Source organism: Citrobacter sp. Colony219 (assembly GCF_019382635.1).
Lineage (GTDB): Bacteria > Pseudomonadota > Gammaproteobacteria > Enterobacterales > Enterobacteriaceae > Citrobacter > Citrobacter youngae.
On sequence record NZ_CP080033.1, the window covers coordinates 3,609,805 to 3,627,679 of the forward strand.

The window sequence follows — 17,875 nt, forward strand, 5'->3', positions numbered from 1 at the left end:
TCATTATTAATGCAAATAATAATATTAGTTTCCATAACATAAGTGGATAAAACCGTTGATGCAATTTTACATAACGAAGAATTGACCATTCCCTCTTAGTGTGCCTTAATGTAAGTATCGCCCACTGGTTGGGTACACTTTAAGGAACCTTTTGTGAGCCAGGTTACCAGCCTACGCAAACGACACCGATTTAACAGTCGCATGATCCGGATCGTACTGCTTATCAGCTTCATCTTCTTCTTCGGACGCTTCGTCTACTCTGCTATCGGTGCGTGGCACCACCACCAGGACAAGAAAGAATCCCAGCAGACCACCTTGCCGCAACAGACTTCTCCTGCTCAAACTGACGAACGCTGAACGCTCGTATCTGTGATCCCCTGTCTTAAGATTCCTTACCGGATGGCTAATCGCCTGACATTTAACCATCCGGTAAGGGATTTGAGCGATGAAACAATACGCTGTCTTACCCACCACACGCACTAAGTTATCGGATAAAAGACCGTGTTTTTCGCACAAATGCACAATCTTTTAATCCCACTTCACCTCACCATTCGCGCTCATTTTTACGTTCTTGTTTACTGGACATAAAAAAGACAAATACAGTTCAAACAGACGCTAATTAATATCGCCAGCATATATCACTGACGTATACATCAATGTTTTGCATGAAAATTAAATATTTATTTGAATCGTTACCATTTTTGAACACAAACAGGATAATACTATGAGTAGTTTTTCATTTTTTCCCAAAAATTCATTATCGCCATCATTGGCATAGGCTACCAGAGTCGGATTGCGGAAGTGAAACGCGTCATTACGCATATCATCGAGCAGGATGAACGCGTTGATCGGAGTCGCGGTGTGACCGTGCATCTGGGCGAACTTGCCGCCTCATCGCTTAACTTCTATGTTCGCGTTTGGGTGCGTAACGGCGAATACTGGAATACCTATTACGATCTGCTGGAAAACATCAAAGAAGCGATGGATGTCAACCATATCGACTTGCCCTATCCGCAGATGGATAGCCGTGCTCAAAACGCCCCATCACAATCACAGCCTCACCTGCAGATTGTCGATTAAAATATTTATTCCCTCTGCTGGGCCGCATTAGCGTTGACTAATCGCTTAAACACCCATCCTTAGATAAAATTTAAAAATTAAATGCTAAAAAAGAAACCGTAAATATCATCATCGTTACATGTTTCCATGTCTCACATTACAGGCTACAAAAAACAACCTCCCCCCTCCCCAACATATCTGTACAATACTCTCTATCGTTTTCTATGCTTTATTCATGATGAAGGAATCCATAAAAATGGAACAACCGGTCAAATGTGACCCACATATCCTGTCGTTACTGAAAAAAACCTCCCTCAATCACATTGACTATCTGGTCGACGTTCTGACAGACAACGGTAAAGGCCGGGTAGCATTATCATCGTCCGTTAAGGACTTACTACTCGAAGAGAAGGCAGAACGGGACTACAGCGAGCGTGGGCTGCGGCATCTGCTACATGAATTGCAGGAATATGGCGGACACTCGCTCGTTAATATTTTCCGCAGTGAGCCATTGCCTTATTCTGAGTTATTAACCGATGTTCATAAAAAGCTCAATGGCAAAGACAGCAAGAAAAAAAATAACGTCACAAAAGAACGGGAAATCGTCCTAAGTTTGTTTGGTGATGACTGGCAGTCATTAGCCGATCATGAACGTTGGGAGCGCTGCACAGAAACGAAAGTTATCTCCGGTTTTTTCAAGATGCAGGATAATCTGCGCATAAACGATAAAGGGGTTGTTATCGGCCTGTCAGCTGCGGCAAGCGTAGCGGCATTTACCGCGCTCCGCTTACATCCCGTCACTGCTATCGTCAGTACGGTCAGCCTTGCTAACCAAACGCTTGGGGAGGCATACCGGGTGACAATTCCGTTCATTGCTCATATCGCGATGCTCAACATGCTTCACTCGCCCAAAATAGCGCAGTAAAAATACCGTAACTAATCGAGCAGAATTCACCCTATGTCAACTTTAGCGAATAACAATCAGATACCTGAGCAAGAAGCGGCCTTCGAAGTGGACATCGTCGACGCGCAAAATAATGCCCTGGTGAAAATACACAGCCAGCCTGGATACTGGCAAGATCTTGCGCAACAGGACTCACAGACGGAACTGGATCCCAGCAGCATTTCACTCTTTAATCACTGGCTCAGTAGCGTCCCCACCGTCGCCACTGCCATTGCAGGTAACGCGACACAATTAATGACCTGTTCTTTCGAATACAGCCAACTGGTACAGGCGAAAGATGGCAGCGGAGCAATCGGTGCGGTACTTAATCCAGACACCAACAAAATTGGCGCACAAGCCCGATTTCACGAAGCTGAAAATCTGAAGTCGCTGGTCAATGCCAGCCTGGTTTTTAATATCGCGTCACAACTTCTGGCCCAAAAACATCTTGCCGATATTAATGAGAGACTGCGGATCATCGAACAAAAGATCGATTCGATTAAAGGCCATCTTGAACAATCGCGCCTCGCGAATATCCAGACTTTCCATGAACATCTCAATATTATTGGTTTATTACTGAGCCGTAATGAAATTATCACCAAAGAGTCACTACTGAACCTCGCCAAAAGCGCGCAGGAAGTGCGCTCGCAGGTTAAGCATCTTGAAAAGGATATCACTCAGGCATATCGAGAAATTGAACAATTTGAACCGACCAGTTGGTTTGGATCTGACGATCTCCGGGAAGCGCTCAAACTGAAAATCAGCAATGTTGAACGGTTGCAGCGTGAGTATCTGACGGGTATGCAATGTTTGTTAGTTGCTAATCTCATCCTGTTCATCAAGCATGACGGCAACCAAGAGTTTGTCCTGACAAGCGAATTATATTTAAAAGAACTGAATGCCAGCAACGGCATATTTCAGCAATGGGAAAAAATAAAACGTAAAGTCGCCCATCATCTAAGCAAGATGAAGCCATTATTTGAACGAACAAGCAGCACCCAGGCAAATGCCTTACAGGTAGAACGCAAGCTAAATCAAACGGATAGCCTACTTAATACTGATAACGTTTTACTTACACAACTCGGCGAACGCATCCAGGCAGCCCAATCACCGCAGGTATTGTTAGAGATTGTGGATAATAAGGTGCTGAGAGGTCGCTTTTTGCGTTAGCATACCGACGCTAACTAAACGTCAAGAATTGGCTATACAATACGAGATGTCGCGGCTGGAGCAGCGGCATCTCGCCAACCAAGAGGATGAAGGCGTGCTGGCGGTGATATCCACAAATTATTGATATTTGGCAATCCCATTCTAATGGCGATCAACTTGAAACATACGCTATAAATTCTGCAAGAATATATCCAGTTTTAGTAATAACGATCCTTATTCAACTTTTAATCCTATCCCATTCCTTAACCGTGAATATTTTGCCCAAAATGGTTTTATTAACTGAAGAGAAACATTGTTTCCCGGCGAAAGACTATTGTGGATTTCAGCAAAAGATAGTTCAACATCGGATTCATATGCAATATTTGGAGCGCAAGACCTTGTTCAAATAATAAGCAGAGCATGGACTCCCAGAAGTAATCAATATGGATATTCATTATTATTAAATGATTTTCTTTATGACTCGACTTGGGATGCTGCACGAACGGCTATCAATAAAACTTTATCTTTCCCAAGAACATGGGCACTACGCACTAACAGAGGGGCAGAATGGGAAGCATTGGGAATGCCAACTCATACCTCCTGAATTTTGGCTACCTCAGCTTAAACTTAGGCGTTGATGAAACAGAAAGCGCAAACATTTCAACAAGATTCCCTTAACCCTTTTTGCTCATGCGCGAGGCACTTTTCTGCCCAGCCTGATGGATCCCCAGCCTCATGCAATAAAATGCAGACCATTCGTCGCATATTATTGAAGGTAAAATTTGTGAAAGTTTCCGCATTTCTGATCAGATTTTACCATCACGTTTCTTCGCAGCAAGCGAGGTCCGGTGGGCGATACGGCCACATAGAAAATTCATGAATACACATAAATAAAAACCCTCTGTAAAAACAGAGGGTTGATTGCATTTTTACCTGTTCATGAAAACTCAGAAAGGGTTATCGGCTTATTCCCACTCAATGGTAGCCGGCGGCTTACCGCTGATGTCATACACCACGCGGGAGATACCGTTAACTTCGTTAATGATGCGGTTAGACACGCGGCCTAAGAAGTCATACGGCAGGTGCGCCCAGTGCGCGGTCATAAAGTCGATGGTTTCTACTGCACGCAGGGAAACAACCCAGTCGTACTTACGGCCATCGCCCATCACACCAACGGAACGTACCGGCAGGAACACGGTGAACGCCTGGCTGACTTTGTTGTACAGGTCGGCTTTGTGCAGTTCTTCGATGAAGATAGCATCCGCACGACGCAGCAGGTCGCAGTACTCTTTCTTCACTTCGCCCAGTACGCGAACACCCAGACCCGGGCCCGGGAACGGGTGACGGTACAGCATGTCGTACGGCAGGCCCAGCTCCAGACCAATCTTACGCACTTCGTCTTTGAACAGTTCACGCAACGGTTCAACCAGACCCATCTTCATCTCTTTCGGCAGGCCGCCGACGTTGTGGTGAGATTTGATAACGTGCGCTTTACCGGTGGCGGAAGCCGCGGATTCAATCACGTCCGGATAGATAGTGCCCTGCGCCAGCCATTTAACGTCTTCCAGTTTCAGCGCTTCTTCGTCGAACACTTCAACGAATACGCGGCCGATGATCTTACGTTTCGCTTCAGGATCGTTCTCGCCTTTCAGCGCGTCGAGGAAACGCTGTTCGCCTTCAACGTGAACGATGTTCAGGCCGAAATGGTCACCAAACATATCCATTACCTGCTGGGCTTCGTTCAGGCGCAGCAGACCGTTGTCGACGAACACGCAGGTCAGGTTTTTTCCGATTGCACGGTGCAGCAGCATCGCAGTCACAGAGGAGTCAACGCCACCGGACAGACCGAGGATAACTTTATCATTGCCAACCTGCTCACGAATGCGGGCAACGGCGTCATCGATAATTTTTGCCGGCGTCCAAAGCGCTTCACACTGGCAGATGTCGCGCACAAAACGCTCCAGCATGCGCATGCCCTGACGGGTGTGGGTAACTTCCGGGTGGAACTGCACGCCGTAGAAGCGTTTTTCTTCGTGCGCCATGATAGCAAACGGGCAGCTGTCAGTGCTGGCAACAGTCACGAAACCTTCCGGAATGGCAGTCACTTTATCGCCGTGACTCATCCATACGTCCAGCAGAGGTTTGCCGTCGGCGGTCAGGGAGTCTTCAATACCGCGGACAAGCGCGCTGTCAGTCTGAACCTCTACCTGCGCATAGCCGAATTCACGTTCGTTAGACCCTTCAACATGGCCACCGAGCTGCATTGCCATGGTCTGCATGCCGTAGCAAACGCCGAACACCGGCACGCCGGCATTGAACACGTACTCTGGCGCACGCGGGCTGTTTGCTTCGGTGGTACTTTCCGGACCACCGGAAAGAATAATACCGCTTGGGTTGAATTCGCGAATTTGTGCTTCCGTAACATCCCATGCCCACAGTTCACAGTAGACGCCCAGCTCACGTACGCGGCGTGCGACCAGCTGAGTGTACTGCGATCCGAAATCGAGGATGAGAATGCGATGTTTATGAATATTGTCTGTCATTGACGCTAATTCCGAGGCAAGTGAAACAAATTCGCCCGGCACAGAGCCGGGCGCGGAAACTTATCAGGAGCCCATGCGGTAGTTAGGGGACTCTTTGGTGATGGTCACATCATGAACGTGACTTTCCTGGATACCCGCACCGCTGATACGGACAAATTCAGCCTGAGTACGCAGCGCGTCGATAGTACCACAGCCGGTCAGCCCCATACAGGAGCGCAGCCCGCCCATCTGCTGGTGAATGATCTCTTTCAGGCGACCTTTATACGCTACGCGGCCTTCGATACCTTCCGGGACCAGTTTGTCGGCGGCGTTATCGCTCTGGAAGTAACGGTCGGAGGAGCCTTTGGACATCGCGCCCAGAGAGCCCATACCGCGGTATGATTTGTAAGAACGGCCCTGGTACAGTTCGATTTCACCCGGGGATTCTTCGGTACCCGCCAGCATGGAGCCAACCATGACTGCAGCAGCACCTGCAGCAATCGCTTTCGCGATGTCGCCGGAGAAACGAATACCACCATCGGCGATAACCGGAATGCCGGTGCCTTCCAGCGCTGCAACCGCGTCAGAAACAGCGGTGATCTGCGGTACACCTACGCCGGTAACGATACGGGTAGTACAGATGGAGCCTGGGCCGATACCGACTTTCACCGCGCTGCAGCCGGCTTCCGCCAGTGCGCGAGCGCCAGCGCCAGTTGCCACGTTACCGCCAATAATCTGCAGATCAGGATATTTAGCGCGAGTTTCACGAATACGCTGCAGTACGCCTTCAGAGTGACCATGAGAGGAGTCAATCAGCAGTACGTCAACGCCCGCGGCAACCAGCGCATCAACGCGCTCTTCGTTACCTGCACCCGCACCGACAGCAGCGCCAACGCGCAGACGACCATGCTCGTCTTTACAGGCGTTAGGTTTACGTTCCGCTTTCTGGAAATCTTTAACCGTGATCATGCCGAGCAGGTGGAAGCTGTCATCAACAACCAGCGCCTTCTCAACGCGTTTTTCGTGCATTTTGGCAAACACGACATCGCGCGCTTCGCCTTCGCGAACGGTCACCAGACGCTCTTTCGGCGTCATGTAAACGCTCACTGGCTGGCTGAGATCGGTCACAAAACGTACGTCACGACCGGTGATGATGCCGACCAGTTCGTTATCTTCAGTCACAACCGGGTAGCCTGCAAAACCGTTACGCTCGGTCAGTTCTTTCACTTCGCGCAGCGTGGTGGTTGGCAGAACGGTCTGCGGGTCGGTCACCACGCCAGATTCGTGTTTTTTCACACGTTTAACTTCTTCGGCCTGGCGCTCGATGGACATGTTTTTGTGGATAAAACCGATGCCGCCTTCCTGGGCCAGGGCAATTGCCAGGCGCGCTTCCGTCACGGTGTCCATTGCTGCGGAGAGCATAGGAATGTTCAGGCGAATGGTTTTCGTCAACTGGGTGCTGAGGTCAGCAGTATTCGGCAGAACGGTAGAATGAGCGGGAACGAGGAGGACGTCGTCAAACGTCAGGGCTTCTTTTGCGATACGTAGCATGGGCAATATCTCACCTGGGAGGTTATTAAATATTGCCGCGGCATTATACAGAGCGTAACCGATTGCATCCACACTTTTTTGCAAAAAAACCTTGCGCTCCTCTGTGAGCATGTTACTTTCGACTGAATAACCTGCTGATTTAGAATTTGATCCCGCTCACATGTTATCCTCTCAGACCACCTCAATTTTTACCGTAAGCCGCCTGAATCAGACGGTTCGTTTGCTGCTTGAGCAAGAAATGGGGCAAGTGTGGATCAGCGGTGAAATCTCCAATTTCACTCAGCCGTCCTCGGGTCATTGGTACTTCACGCTCAAAGATGACACCGCTCAGGTTCGCTGCGCGATGTTTCGCAACAGCAACCGCCGGGTAACGTTCCGCCCACAGCACGGGCAGCAGGTACTGGTACGCGCCAACATTACATTGTATGAGCCGCGTGGGGACTACCAGATAATCGTCGAGAGCATGCAGCCAGCTGGCGAAGGGTTGTTGCAGCAGAAATACGAGCAACTGAAGGCGAAGCTCCAGGCCGAAGGCCTCTTTGACCAACAGTTCAAACAGCCGCTCCCCTCACCTGCGCACTGCGTTGGGGTCATCACCTCGAAAACCGGCGCCGCGCTGCATGATATTCTCCACGTGCTGAAGCGTCGTGACCCTTCCCTGCCCGTGATTATCTACCCAACCGCCGTCCAGGGCGACGATGCGCCGGGACAGATTGTGCGCGCCATTGCGCTGGCGAACGCGCGGGGCGAGTGTGACGTATTAATCGTCGGGCGCGGCGGCGGTTCGCTGGAAGATTTATGGAGCTTTAACGACGAACGGGTAGCGCGGGCGATCTTTGCCAGCCGGATTCCAGTCGTCAGCGCCGTCGGCCATGAAACCGATGTGACCATCGCTGACTTCGTCGGCGATCTGCGCGCGCCAACGCCATCTGCGGCGGCCGAAATTGTCAGCCGCAATCAGCTTGAACTGCTGCGTCAAATTCAGCAGGGTCAGCAACGTCTGGAAATGGCGATGGATTACTATCTCGCCAACCGAACTCGCCGATTTACCCAGCTTAATCACCGCTTGCAACAGCAGCATCCGCAGCTGCGTCTGGCCCGTCAGCAGACCGTGCTGGAACGACTAAGTCAGAGAATGAACGTCGCACTTGAGAATAAGATTAAACAGGCAAATCAGCGTCAACAGCGCATGCTGCAGCGTCTGAATCAGCAAACCCCACAGCCGCGTATTCACCGCGCGCAAACACGTATTCAGCAACTGGAATACCGACTGGCGGAAAATATCCGCGCGCGGCTAAGCGAGCAGCGCGAGCGTTTCGGCAATGCGGTCACGCATCTGGAAGCCGTCAGCCCGCTGGCAACGCTGGCACGTGGTTATAGCGTCACTACCGCGACAGACGGCAAAGTGCTGAAGCAAACCAAACAAGTGAAGGCCGGTGATGTGCTCACCACCCGACTGTCAGATGGCTGGGTAGAGAGCGAAGTGAAAGGCGTAACGGCGGCAAAGAAAACGCGTAAAAAAAAGCCGGATTAAACCGGCGCAAACTCCACGCGTTTTTTCGAAATAAGGCCATGGCCGTTCTGACAGAAATAATCCACTGCGCCGCAGGCTTTTAACACTTGCAGTGGCAGATGGCACTCCGGACAGCGCGCTTCTAACGGAATAACTTTTTTGCAGTTTTCACAGTGCGCCACACCGTTTTGCTGTTCCAGTTCTGCGTGACATTCCGGGCAGTTCATTGACATGGTGACTCCTATAAAGGGCGTTCAGCTCTGCGCTAATTTTACCACGATACGCTTAGTGTGGGCCACGCAGCTGTTGCTGCAAGGTGAGTAATCGTTCAACCTCCTCCAGTCTGCGCTGCGTTGTGCGCCTCACCTCCTGTGGGTTGCGTTCAAACAGACTTTGCGCCCCCAGAATATGTTCCGCCAGACAATGGGCATAAATCGTGCCAGGAAGCTTCCAGCGACGCACAGCATCACCGTCAATCACTTCCAGTACATCTTCTGTACCGCGCCGGTCATGACTGATGATACGACCATCGCTCAGATACAGACGCAAACCTTTTTGACCGCTAGTTGCACCCGCGTACTTATTCAGCCAGATATCCAGTGGAATGCCGCTAATCTGCCCCTGAAGATGAGCTTCACCCTCTGCCGTGGTCAGGTCACTCTGGGGGATATCACGCCCCAGACGGTCTTTAGCACTCACCACCCGTAGCGCCATCTCATTATTCCCTCCCAGATACCGTACCGTTTCCCGCAGCATTGCTAACACGTGCGTACCGATATCCAGAATCACGCCATCCGGGTGGCGAAGTTCACGCGTGTCCGGTTCACCGGTGGCAAAGTTAAGCGCTATCGGCTCCCCTGCGGTGTTAAACCCGCTTGGCTCCTGCAAGAAACCTTCGATTTTCACAATCTCGGCAAAAGTGCTGACCAACCCTCGTTTCACCGTTTCGATGCGCGCCATCCAGTGGTCTAGCGCCAGCACGCGATCAGCAACGCCGGGTTGAACCAGCAGCATTTTCAGTTTTTCAATTTGGGAAAGCGTGGCGACAATAGGTTTTTCAACCACGATACGTGCAATGGGAGAGGCCAGGGATTGTTCAAGCACCTCAAGGTGATGTAGGGATGCGGTCGTGATAAACAGGGTATCAAGAGGCTGAGTAAGCAGCTCTTCGAGCGACGTACAACGCGTCACGCCTGCTGGCTGTTTTGTGGGTTGAACGTCAAATCCCACGCAGCGTAGTGAATCACCGAACATGTTACGTAATGCAGGCAAGTATGCCGTTTCAACGACTGCGCCAAGTCCAACAAACCCAAACAGCATGTTCTTACCTCGAAAATTAAATGGCCGGGACATAACGTCTGCCCCGGCACAATCGAGGTGTTATCAGGCGCTGGTCACCGGTTTAGTTTGTGTATTCTCCAGCATGCGACGAATCGGAACAATGAGGACGATCAGTACTGCAGCGCAGATCAGCAGCGCAATCGAACAGCGCGCGAAGAGATCCGGCAGCATATCCAGTTGGTCAGCCTTCACATGGCCACCAATCAGACCCGCGGCCAGGTTACCCAGCGCACTGGCGCAGAACCACAGACCCATCATCTGTCCACGCATTCTTTCCGGCGCCAGCAGCGTCATGGTTGCCAGACCAATCGGGCTCAGACACAGTTCGCCAAGCGTCAGCATCAGAATACTACCCACCAGCCAGAATGGCGAAACGCCTGCACCACCATTATTCAGCACGTTTTGCGCTGCCAGCATCATCAGGCCAAAACCCGCTGCGGCACACAGAATACCGATAACGAACTTGGTGATGCTGCTCGGGCGAATGTTCATGCTGGCAAGTTTCGGCCACGCCCAGCTAAAGACCGGGGCCAGCAGGATGATAAACAGCGCGTTGATCGACTGGAACCACACCGCCGGGATTTCAAAATCGCCGATCATACGATTAGTGTAGTCGTTAGCGAACAGGTTAAACGACGTTGGTTTTTGCTCAAATGCCGACCAGAAGAAGGCCGCGGAAACCAGCAGAATAAAGCAGACCAACAGTCTGGCGCGCTCTTTACGGTTCAGCCCCGCAAAGACAAACAGGTAGATGAAGTAGAGGGCTACGGATGCCGCAATCACATACACCAGCACGCTGGCTACCGCGACCGGGTTAATCACAATCACTCCCTGCGCAATCAGGGTAACAACAATTGCTACACCCACAGCAAGCGCCAGCAGCCACGTGCCCACACCGTTACGCTTCACAACCGGGCTGTTCCAGGTAGAGTCCAGCCCGACTTCGCTGTCGTAGCGTTTCATCGCCGGAACAGCAAATACGCGGAAGATAATCAACGCGACCAACATCCCGATGCCACCGATTCCAAAACCCCAATGCCAGCCATGAGATTTAATCAGCCACCCGGAGATCAACGGCGCGATGAAGGAGCCCATGTTGATGCCCATATAGAACAGCGAGAAACCGCCATCACGACGCGCATCGCCTTTTTTATACAGCGTGCCGACCATCACCGAGATACAGGTCTTGAACAGACCAGAGCCGAGCACGATAAACATCAGGCCGATAAAGAACAGGTTGTCACCCATGATGGCCGAGAGCGCAATCGACAGGTGACCAAGCGCTATCAGGATGGAGCCATACCATACCGCCTTTTGTTGGCCGAGCCAGTTATCCGCCAGCCAGCCACCTGGCAGCGCAGCAAGATACATGGTACCGGCAAAGATACCGACAATCGCCGAGGCATTTTCACGCGCCAGCCCCATACCGCCGTCATAAACGGTAGCCGCCATAAACAGGATCAGTAACGGACGAATGCCATAAAACGAAAAACGCTCCCACATCTCAGTAAAGAACAATGAGCCGAGCGGATAAGGATGACCGAAGAAAGTTCGGCTTTCTTTTTGATTAACAGAGGATTGCATAATTCTCCCGAAAAGATATGTCGTGTGCTTGTAAACACCGTGATGTACGCCGGCCAGTTACGTAGCTGGTCGATTTTTTACATACGGCGAAGAGTTATTTAACCATTTGATAACCTGACAGTAGTTTTGTCTAGTACCAACCGGGTGACTTTAAGATGAAAATTCGACAATTGTCTACTTTCTTAGATTTAAACTTGGTAAAAAGCGAATAGTCATTGACAGCAAACAGACAGGTACAGGCGAAAAAAAGCCCGCGATTTACGCGGGCCTCTATCGCCATCAGCAAGGTTACTTACTTTTTTTGATGTGCTTAATCAAACGCTTACGCTTACGCATCTGCGTTGGCGTCAGTGTATTACGTTTGTTGGCAAACGGGTTTTCCCCTTCCTTGAACTGAATACGGATTGGTGTACCCATGACTTCCAGTGATTTGCGGAAGTAGTTCATCAGATAGCGCTTGTATGAATCCGGCAGGTCTTTCACCTGGTTACCGTGGATCACCACAATCGGCGGGTTATAACCACCGGCGTGTGCGTACTTAAGCTTCACACGGCGACCACGCACCAGCGGCGGCTGATGATCTTCTACTGCCATGGTCATGATGCGAGTCAGCATCGCGGTGCTGACGCGACGGGTTGAGCTGTCATACGCTTCGCGCACGGATTCGAACAGGTTACCTACACCGCTGCCGTGCAGCGCGGAGATAAAGTGAACACGGGCAAAGTCGATAAAGCCCAGACGGAAGTCCAGTGTCTCTTTTACCTGTTCTTTCACTTCCTGCGTCAGGCCATCCCACTTGTTGACGACGATAACAAGTGAGCGCCCACTATTGAGGATAAAGCCCAACAGCGAGAGGTCCTGATCGGAGATCCCTTCGCGAGCGTCAATCACCAGCATCACCACGTTGGCATCTTCAATTGCCTGCAACGTTTTGATTACGGAGAATTTTTCTACCGCTTCGGTAATTTTACCGCGCTTACGTACCCCCGCAGTGTCAATCAGCACATATTCGCGCTCATCACGCTGCATTGGGATATAAATACTGTCACGCGTGGTCCCCGGCATGTCGTAAACCACCACGCGGTCTTCGCCAAGAATACGGTTAGTCAGTGTAGACTTACCTACGTTCGGGCGCCCGACAATCGCCAGTTTGATCGGCAGATCCTGCGGATTGAAGTCGTCTTCAGGCTCTTCTTCGCCGTTTTCCTCGGCTTCCAGTTTCGCCCAGTATTCCGCATCTTCATCCACTTCTTCCTGCGGTGCGATATCATCCATCCACGGCAGCAGAACATGCTCCAGCAGGCTGAGGACGCCGCGACCATGGGACGCTGCGATGGGGTAAATTTCGCCCAGCCCCAGTGAATAGAAATCGACAACAGCCTGATCCGGATCGAGTCCGTCAGTTTTGTTGGCAACAAGGAAGGTTGGTTTCTGGCGCGCACGCAGATGCTTGGCAATGGCTTCATCTGCCGGCATCAGGCCAGCACGCGCATCCACCATAAACAGCACAACGTCCGCTTCTTCGATAGCCAGCAACGACTGCTCAGCCATACGGGTTTCAACACCGTCTTCGGTGCCATCAATACCACCAGTATCAATGCAGATAAACTCGCGGCCTTCAATTTCCGCACGACCGTACTTACGGTCACGAGTCAGACCCGGGAAATCCGCAACCAGCGCATCTCGGGTGCGAGTTAGACGGTTAAATAACGTGGATTTGCCAACGTTAGGGCGCCCGACAAGCGCGACCACAGGTACCATGTTTAAAGCCTCATTTAAAAAATCATCAGACAACGGACGCTATTTTTGCGCCATTGTTAAAAACAGTAAAACGGCCCCTGCACCAGGAGCCGTTTTTCAAAGCGAGCGGCCAGGACGATTAACGCGTAATGGAGTACAGCGTACCGTCTTTCGCCTGGATCAGCAGTTTACCATCAGCAGCGACCGGCTCGGTCAGGAAACCTGAGCTATCGACTTTCTGCTGAGCGACAAAGCGACCATCTTCAACGTTAATCCAGTGCAGGTAGCCTTCGCTATCGCCTACGACCAGGTTACCGTTATACAGAGCCGGAGACGTCAGCAGACGGTGCAGCAGATCGCTTTGCGTCCACAGCGTCACGCCGCCGTCGGTGGTCAGCGCCAGCACACGGTCATTCTGATCAACCAGATAGATACGATTACCATCGACGATGAAATCATTCACCGAGCCGAGCTCACGTTTCCACATGATCTGGCCACTGCGCAGATCCAGCGCCGTCAGGTTACCATTATAAGCCAGTGCGTAAACTACGCCATTGACGATAACCGGCGTGGTATCGACATCACTCAGACGATCGATTTCGGTTGGGCCAGTGGCCTGAGAGATACGCTGCTGCCAAATCATCTGGCCCTGCTGCATCAGTACGGCACTTACGCGACCATTATCGCCACCCACAATAGCTGCGCCAAAGGCGGTCGCTGGAGCAGATTCGCCGCGCAGTGACAGAGAAGGCATATCGAGGTTAACGGTCCATTTGATGGCGCCATCAGCTTCGTTCAAGGCCTGCAACTGGCCGTTGCTGGTGTGGATTAACACCATGCCATCGCTCACCACCGGGCGAGACAGCGCTTCCCCGGCAACTTTCGTCTGCCATGCGGTTGTGCCGTCGCTGGTGTTCAGCGCATAAACCTGTGCTTTTTCGCTGCCAATATAAACATGGCCGCCGGACACGGTGACTCCGCCAGAAAGCTGAGCAGATGCACGGGAGAACCAGCCGTCTTTCTCACCCAGATTAACAGACCAGACTTCTTTGCCGTCGTCTGCGTTCAGCGCTTTCACCACACCGGCGCGAGAGGCAGCATAGACCACGTTATCCGCCAGTGCAGGATGAAGGTTGGAGTAGAAATCACCAATACCGTTGCCTACAGAAGTGCTCCAGGCAGTAGACGGAGTAAACTGGTTTTCAACCACCGGTAACGGGGACATCTTAACGACATCTTCTTCGCCACTAAACAGTGAACAGCCGCTCAATAGGGTAACGGAAAGCAGCCCTGGCAGAAGTAATTTACGCAATTGCATCGGGTCCCTCTCAGATGGACAAATTATTGATTTTCATCTGCATCATTTCGCTCAGAGCAGGAGAGGCATCGCTTTTCACACCCGCTTCCCATGCGCTACGCGCACCTTGTTTGTCGCCTTTGCTCAGCAACGCTTCACCACGCAGATCGGCCACAATTGCCGCCCACCCTTCACCTTTAATGGTATCGAGTGTTTTCAGCGCGGTATCAGCCTGCTTAAGCTGAACCTGAACACGAGCAAGACGCAGATTAAGCACCGCTTTGAGATTCTCATCGCTGGTGGCAGCCAGGCCTTGTTGTAACTGGGCCGCGGCTTTCTCTAGTTCGTTTTGGTCAACAAACTGCTGTGCCAGTTCCATTGACGCTAATGCGCCGTAAGTATTTTTGTTCTCTGCGGCAAATTTCTCTGCGGCAGGAATGCTGTCCGGCTCACCTGCGCTAACCGCAGTCACCGTATTTTGATACGCCAGAGAAGCAGAGCGTGCGGACTCCGTCTGATGGCTGGTCCAGTAACGCCAGCCGACCAGCGCGCCAACCCCTAAAATTACCCCAACAACCAGCGCTTTGCCGTTTTCAGCAAAGAAGCGTTTTACCGCATCAACCTGGTCGTGTTCGTTCTCGTAAATTTCCACGCTGTCCTTCTCCTTAGCCCAGTAGAGTGCGCAAATGCGTGGCAACGCTATCCTGCGCTACTGCCGTTTGCTCACCAGAGCGCAAATCCTTCACTACAACGGTACCGTCAGCCACTTCGGACTCACCCAGTACCAGTGCAACGCGGGCGCCCCACTTATCGGCGCGGGCAAACTGTTTCTTAAAGTTGCCGCCGCCGTGGTTTGTCATCAGTTTCACACCAGGAACTTCATCGCGCAGACGTTCTGCAAGCCGCATTGCCGCCGACTGCGTGTCTGCCCCCGAAGCGACCAGGTATATATCGACAACAGGATCGGCGTTAAATTCCGGATTAACTGCCTGAACTAACAAAACAAGTCGTTCCAGGCCCATGGCAAAGCCTACGGCCGGCGTTGCGCGACCGCCAAGTTGCTCTACCAGACCGTCATAACGGCCACCTGCACAGACGGTACCCTGTGAGCCCAGGCTGGTGGTGACCCACTCAAATACGGTGCGGTTGTAGTAATCAAGACCACGAACCAGACGCTGATTGACGGTGTAGGCAATACCTGCGGATTCCAGCAGTTTGCACAAGCCCGCAAAATGCTCGCGCGAGTCGTCATCCAGATAGTCGCCCAGCGCAGGCGCGTCGTTCAACAGCGCCTGTACTTCCGGGTTTTTGGAGTCAAGAACGCGCAGCGGGTTGGTGTACATGCGCCGCTTACAGTCTTCGTCCAGTTTATCTTTATACTGTTCCAGATAAGCGACCAGCGCATCACGGTAGTTCGCACGGGCTTCAAGCGACCCAATGGAGTTCAGCTCAAGGCTGACATGCTGAGAAATCCCCAGCGCACGCCACCAGCGGGCGGTCAGCAGAATGAGTTCAGCATCGATGTCCGGGCCTTGCAGGCCAAACACTTCGCAACCCAACTGATGGAATTGACGATAGCGCCCTTTTTGCGGACGTTCGTGGCGGAACATCGGCCCGATATACCACAGACGCTGTTCCTGATTGTACAGGAGACCATGTTCGATGCCGGCGCGTACGCAGCCCGCAGTGCCTTCAGGACGCAGGGTCAGGCTGTCGCCATTGCGGTCCTCAAAGGTATACATCTCTTTTTCAACGACGTCGGTGACTTCACCGATCGCGCGTTTGAATAACGGGGTCTGCTCTACAATCGGCAAGCGGATTTCACTGTAACCGTAGCTGCCGAGCACGTTTTTAAGAGTGCCTTCAATGCGCTGCCAGATGGCGGTTTCGCCAGGCAGATAATCGTTCATGCCGCGAATGGCTTGAATGTTTTTTGCCACGTTTATTCTCTTTATGGATATAAAAATGAACCCTCAGCGCTAACCCGAACAATGCGGGCGCCATGCGGGTTCAATCATACACGGGAAGCACGCCGCTTCCCATCACGTTATTATTTTTCAAGCTGCTGCACGTCAATGCGTCGCGCTTCGTCCAGAATACTCGCTTTGGCGCGAATACGGGCTTCGAGCTGCGTAATCATGTCGTCGTTATCGAGTCGGTCCTTACGCACACCGTCTTCATACAGACCGCTTTTCTTGTTACCGCCCGTCACGCCCAGCGTGGAAACCAGCGCTTCGCCAGGGCCGTTTACCACACAACCGATGATCGAAACGTCCATTGGCGTAATAATATCTTCCAGACGTTGCTCCAGCGCGTTCACTGTACCGATAACGTCAAACTCCTGACGCGAGCAGGTTGGGCAAGCGATAAAGTTGATGCCACGCGCACGAATGCGCAGCGATTTCAGGATGTCGAAGCCAACTTTGATCTCTTCTACCGGATCGGCCGCCAGAGAAACGCGCAGCGTATCGCCGATCCCTTCAGACAGCAGCAATCCTAAACCGATCGCGGATTTTACCGAGCCACTACGCAGGCCACCGGCTTCGGTGATCCCCAGATGCAGCGGTTGATCGATCTGTTTCGCCAGCAGGCGATAGGATTCTACGGCGAGGAAAACGTCAGACGCTTTAACGCTGACTTTGAATTGATCGAAGTTCAGACGATCGAGGTGATCCACATGGCGCATAGCGGACTCCAGCAGCGCTTGCGGCGTCGGTTCACCGTATTTTTCCTGCAGATCTTTTTCCAGCGATCCGGCGTTGACGCCGATGCGGATAGGAATGTTTTTATCACGAGCGCAGTCCACCACCATGCGAATACGCTCTTCATTACCGATATTACCTGGGTTGATACGCAGGCAATCAACGCCGTATTCCGCCACCTTCAGCGCGATACGATAGTCGAAGTGAATATCGGCAACCAGCGGGACGTTAACCTGCTGTTTGATAAGCTTGAACGCTTCTGCAGCATCCATTGTCGGTACAGAGACACGAACAATGTCTGCGCCTACGCGTTCCAGCGCTTTAATCTGATTAACCGTCGCTTCCACATCCGTGGTACGCGTATTGGTCATCGACTGTACGGCGATGGGCGCGCCATCGCCGATCGGCACGTTCCCAACGTAAATGCGTGTCGATTTTCTACGTTGAATTGGAGCCTGGTTATGCATTAAAAAA

14 protein-coding genes and 1 pseudogene are annotated in these 17,875 nt (G+C 51.8%); 5 read left to right on the forward strand and 10 right to left on the reverse strand.

The features are described from left to right. The first annotated feature begins 153 nt into the window (after nucleotides 1-153). From JTI85_RS16205 to JTI85_RS16220, 4 genes and pseudogenes are all read left to right on the forward strand, one after another. Nucleotides 154-357 carry a YfgG family protein gene (locus tag JTI85_RS16205; protein WP_071887371.1) on the forward strand — a complete coding sequence of 68 codons (204 nt, stop codon included), beginning with the start codon at nucleotides 154-156 and terminating at the stop codon, nucleotides 355-357. Nucleotides 358-765: 408 nt separating this feature from the next. After that, nucleotides 766-1,080 (forward strand): annotated as a pseudogene (locus tag JTI85_RS16210) (mechanosensitive ion channel protein MscS); the annotation flags it as partial. 235 nt (nucleotides 1,081-1,315) lie between these two features. Further along, nucleotides 1,316-1,984 carry a hypothetical protein gene (locus tag JTI85_RS16215; protein WP_061068327.1) on the forward strand — a complete coding sequence of 223 codons (669 nt, stop codon included), beginning with the start codon at nucleotides 1,316-1,318 and terminating at the stop codon, nucleotides 1,982-1,984. Nucleotides 1,985-2,017: 33 nt separating this feature from the next. After that, on the forward strand, nucleotides 2,018-3,172 hold the full coding sequence (locus tag JTI85_RS16220) for a hypothetical protein (protein ID WP_061068328.1): 1,155 nt from the start codon (nucleotides 2,018-2,020) through the stop codon (nucleotides 3,170-3,172). 944 nt (nucleotides 3,173-4,116) lie between these two features. Here JTI85_RS16220 and guaA read toward each other — a convergent pair. Continuing rightward, on the reverse strand, nucleotides 4,117-5,694 hold the full coding sequence (gene guaA / locus JTI85_RS16225; protein WP_048224996.1) for a glutamine-hydrolyzing GMP synthase: 1,578 nt from the start codon (nucleotides 5,692-5,694) through the stop codon (nucleotides 4,117-4,119). A gap of 63 nt (nucleotides 5,695-5,757) precedes the next feature. Continuing rightward, a complete protein-coding gene (gene guaB / locus JTI85_RS16230; protein WP_048210934.1) occupies nucleotides 5,758-7,224 on the reverse strand; it encodes an IMP dehydrogenase in 1,467 nt (488 codons plus the stop codon). Nucleotides 7,225-7,384: 160 nt separating this feature from the next. Here guaB and xseA point away from each other — a divergent pair, with 160 nt between their 5' ends. After that, nucleotides 7,385-8,758, forward strand: coding sequence for an exodeoxyribonuclease VII large subunit (gene xseA / locus JTI85_RS16235; protein WP_219351744.1), 1,374 nt, complete (start codon nucleotides 7,385-7,387; stop codon nucleotides 8,756-8,758). On the opposite strand, the gene JTI85_RS16240 is transcribed toward xseA, so the two are convergent. The 8 genes from JTI85_RS16240 to ispG all read right to left on the reverse strand — a co-directional run bounded on the left by JTI85_RS16240 (nucleotide 8,755) and on the right by ispG (nucleotide 17,868). Beyond that, nucleotides 8,755-8,970 carry a zinc ribbon domain-containing protein gene (locus tag JTI85_RS16240; protein WP_048210932.1) on the reverse strand — a complete coding sequence of 72 codons (216 nt, stop codon included), beginning with the start codon at nucleotides 8,968-8,970 and terminating at the stop codon, nucleotides 8,755-8,757. The genes xseA and JTI85_RS16240 overlap by 4 nt on opposite strands. A 52-nt stretch (nucleotides 8,971-9,022) precedes the next feature. After that, complete coding sequence (locus tag JTI85_RS16245) at nucleotides 9,023-10,057, reverse strand: Gfo/Idh/MocA family oxidoreductase (protein ID WP_219351746.1); 1,035 nt, start codon at nucleotides 10,055-10,057, stop codon at nucleotides 9,023-9,025. Between the two features lie 63 nt (nucleotides 10,058-10,120). Then, nucleotides 10,121-11,662 (reverse strand): peptide MFS transporter, encoded by a 1,542-nt coding sequence (locus JTI85_RS16250; protein ID WP_115601669.1) that lies wholly within the window; start codon nucleotides 11,660-11,662, stop codon nucleotides 10,121-10,123. Nucleotides 11,663-11,950: 288 nt separating this feature from the next. Continuing rightward, nucleotides 11,951-13,423, reverse strand: a complete 1,473-nt coding sequence (der, locus tag JTI85_RS16255; RefSeq protein ID WP_048210929.1) for a ribosome biogenesis GTPase Der — start codon at nucleotides 13,421-13,423, stop codon at nucleotides 11,951-11,953. 118 nt (nucleotides 13,424-13,541) lie between these two features. Further along, nucleotides 13,542-14,720 (reverse strand): outer membrane protein assembly factor BamB, encoded by a 1,179-nt coding sequence (bamB, locus tag JTI85_RS16260; protein WP_048210928.1) that lies wholly within the window; start codon nucleotides 14,718-14,720, stop codon nucleotides 13,542-13,544. Nucleotides 14,721-14,730: 10 nt separating this feature from the next. Continuing rightward, nucleotides 14,731-15,351, reverse strand: coding sequence for a YfgM family protein (locus JTI85_RS16265; protein WP_219351747.1), 621 nt, complete (start codon nucleotides 15,349-15,351; stop codon nucleotides 14,731-14,733). 13 nt (nucleotides 15,352-15,364) lie between these two features. Then, a complete protein-coding gene (gene hisS, locus JTI85_RS16270) occupies nucleotides 15,365-16,639 on the reverse strand; it encodes a histidine--tRNA ligase (RefSeq protein ID WP_061068334.1) in 1,275 nt (424 codons plus the stop codon). Nucleotides 16,640-16,749: 110 nt separating this feature from the next. Continuing rightward, complete coding sequence (gene ispG / locus JTI85_RS16275) at nucleotides 16,750-17,868, reverse strand: flavodoxin-dependent (E)-4-hydroxy-3-methylbut-2-enyl-diphosphate synthase (RefSeq protein WP_040233471.1); 1,119 nt, start codon at nucleotides 17,866-17,868, stop codon at nucleotides 16,750-16,752. Between the last annotated feature and the right edge of the window lie 7 nt (nucleotides 17,869-17,875).

What these genes read in the sequence shown, in the direction of transcription:
- JTI85_RS16245 (WP_219351746.1), bottom strand. Translation starts at nt 10,057, where the DNA reads ATGCTGTTTGGGTTTGTTGGACTTGGCGCAGTCGTTGAAACGGCATAC.
- JTI85_RS16240 (WP_048210932.1), bottom strand. Translation starts at nt 8,970, where the DNA reads ATGTCAATGAACTGCCCGGAATGTCACGCAGAACTGGAACAGCAAAAC.
- der (WP_048210929.1), bottom strand. Translation starts at nt 13,423, where the DNA reads ATGGTACCTGTGGTCGCGCTTGTCGGGCGCCCTAACGTTGGCAAATCC.
- guaB (WP_048210934.1), bottom strand. Translation starts at nt 7,224, where the DNA reads ATGCTACGTATCGCAAAAGAAGCCCTGACGTTTGACGACGTCCTCCTC.
- JTI85_RS16250 (WP_115601669.1), bottom strand. Translation starts at nt 11,662, where the DNA reads ATGCAATCCTCTGTTAATCAAAAAGAAAGCCGAACTTTCTTCGGTCAT.
- guaA (WP_048224996.1), bottom strand. Translation starts at nt 5,694, where the DNA reads ATGACAGACAATATTCATAAACATCGCATTCTCATCCTCGATTTCGGA.
- JTI85_RS16215 (WP_061068327.1), top strand. Translation starts at nt 1,316, where the DNA reads ATGGAACAACCGGTCAAATGTGACCCACATATCCTGTCGTTACTGAAA.
- xseA (WP_219351744.1), top strand. Translation starts at nt 7,385, where the DNA reads ATGTTATCCTCTCAGACCACCTCAATTTTTACCGTAAGCCGCCTGAAT.
- JTI85_RS16220 (WP_061068328.1), top strand. Translation starts at nt 2,018, where the DNA reads ATGTCAACTTTAGCGAATAACAATCAGATACCTGAGCAAGAAGCGGCC.
- bamB (WP_048210928.1), bottom strand. Translation starts at nt 14,720, where the DNA reads ATGCAATTGCGTAAATTACTTCTGCCAGGGCTGCTTTCCGTTACCCTA.
- ispG (WP_040233471.1), bottom strand. Translation starts at nt 17,868, where the DNA reads ATGCATAACCAGGCTCCAATTCAACGTAGAAAATCGACACGCATTTAC.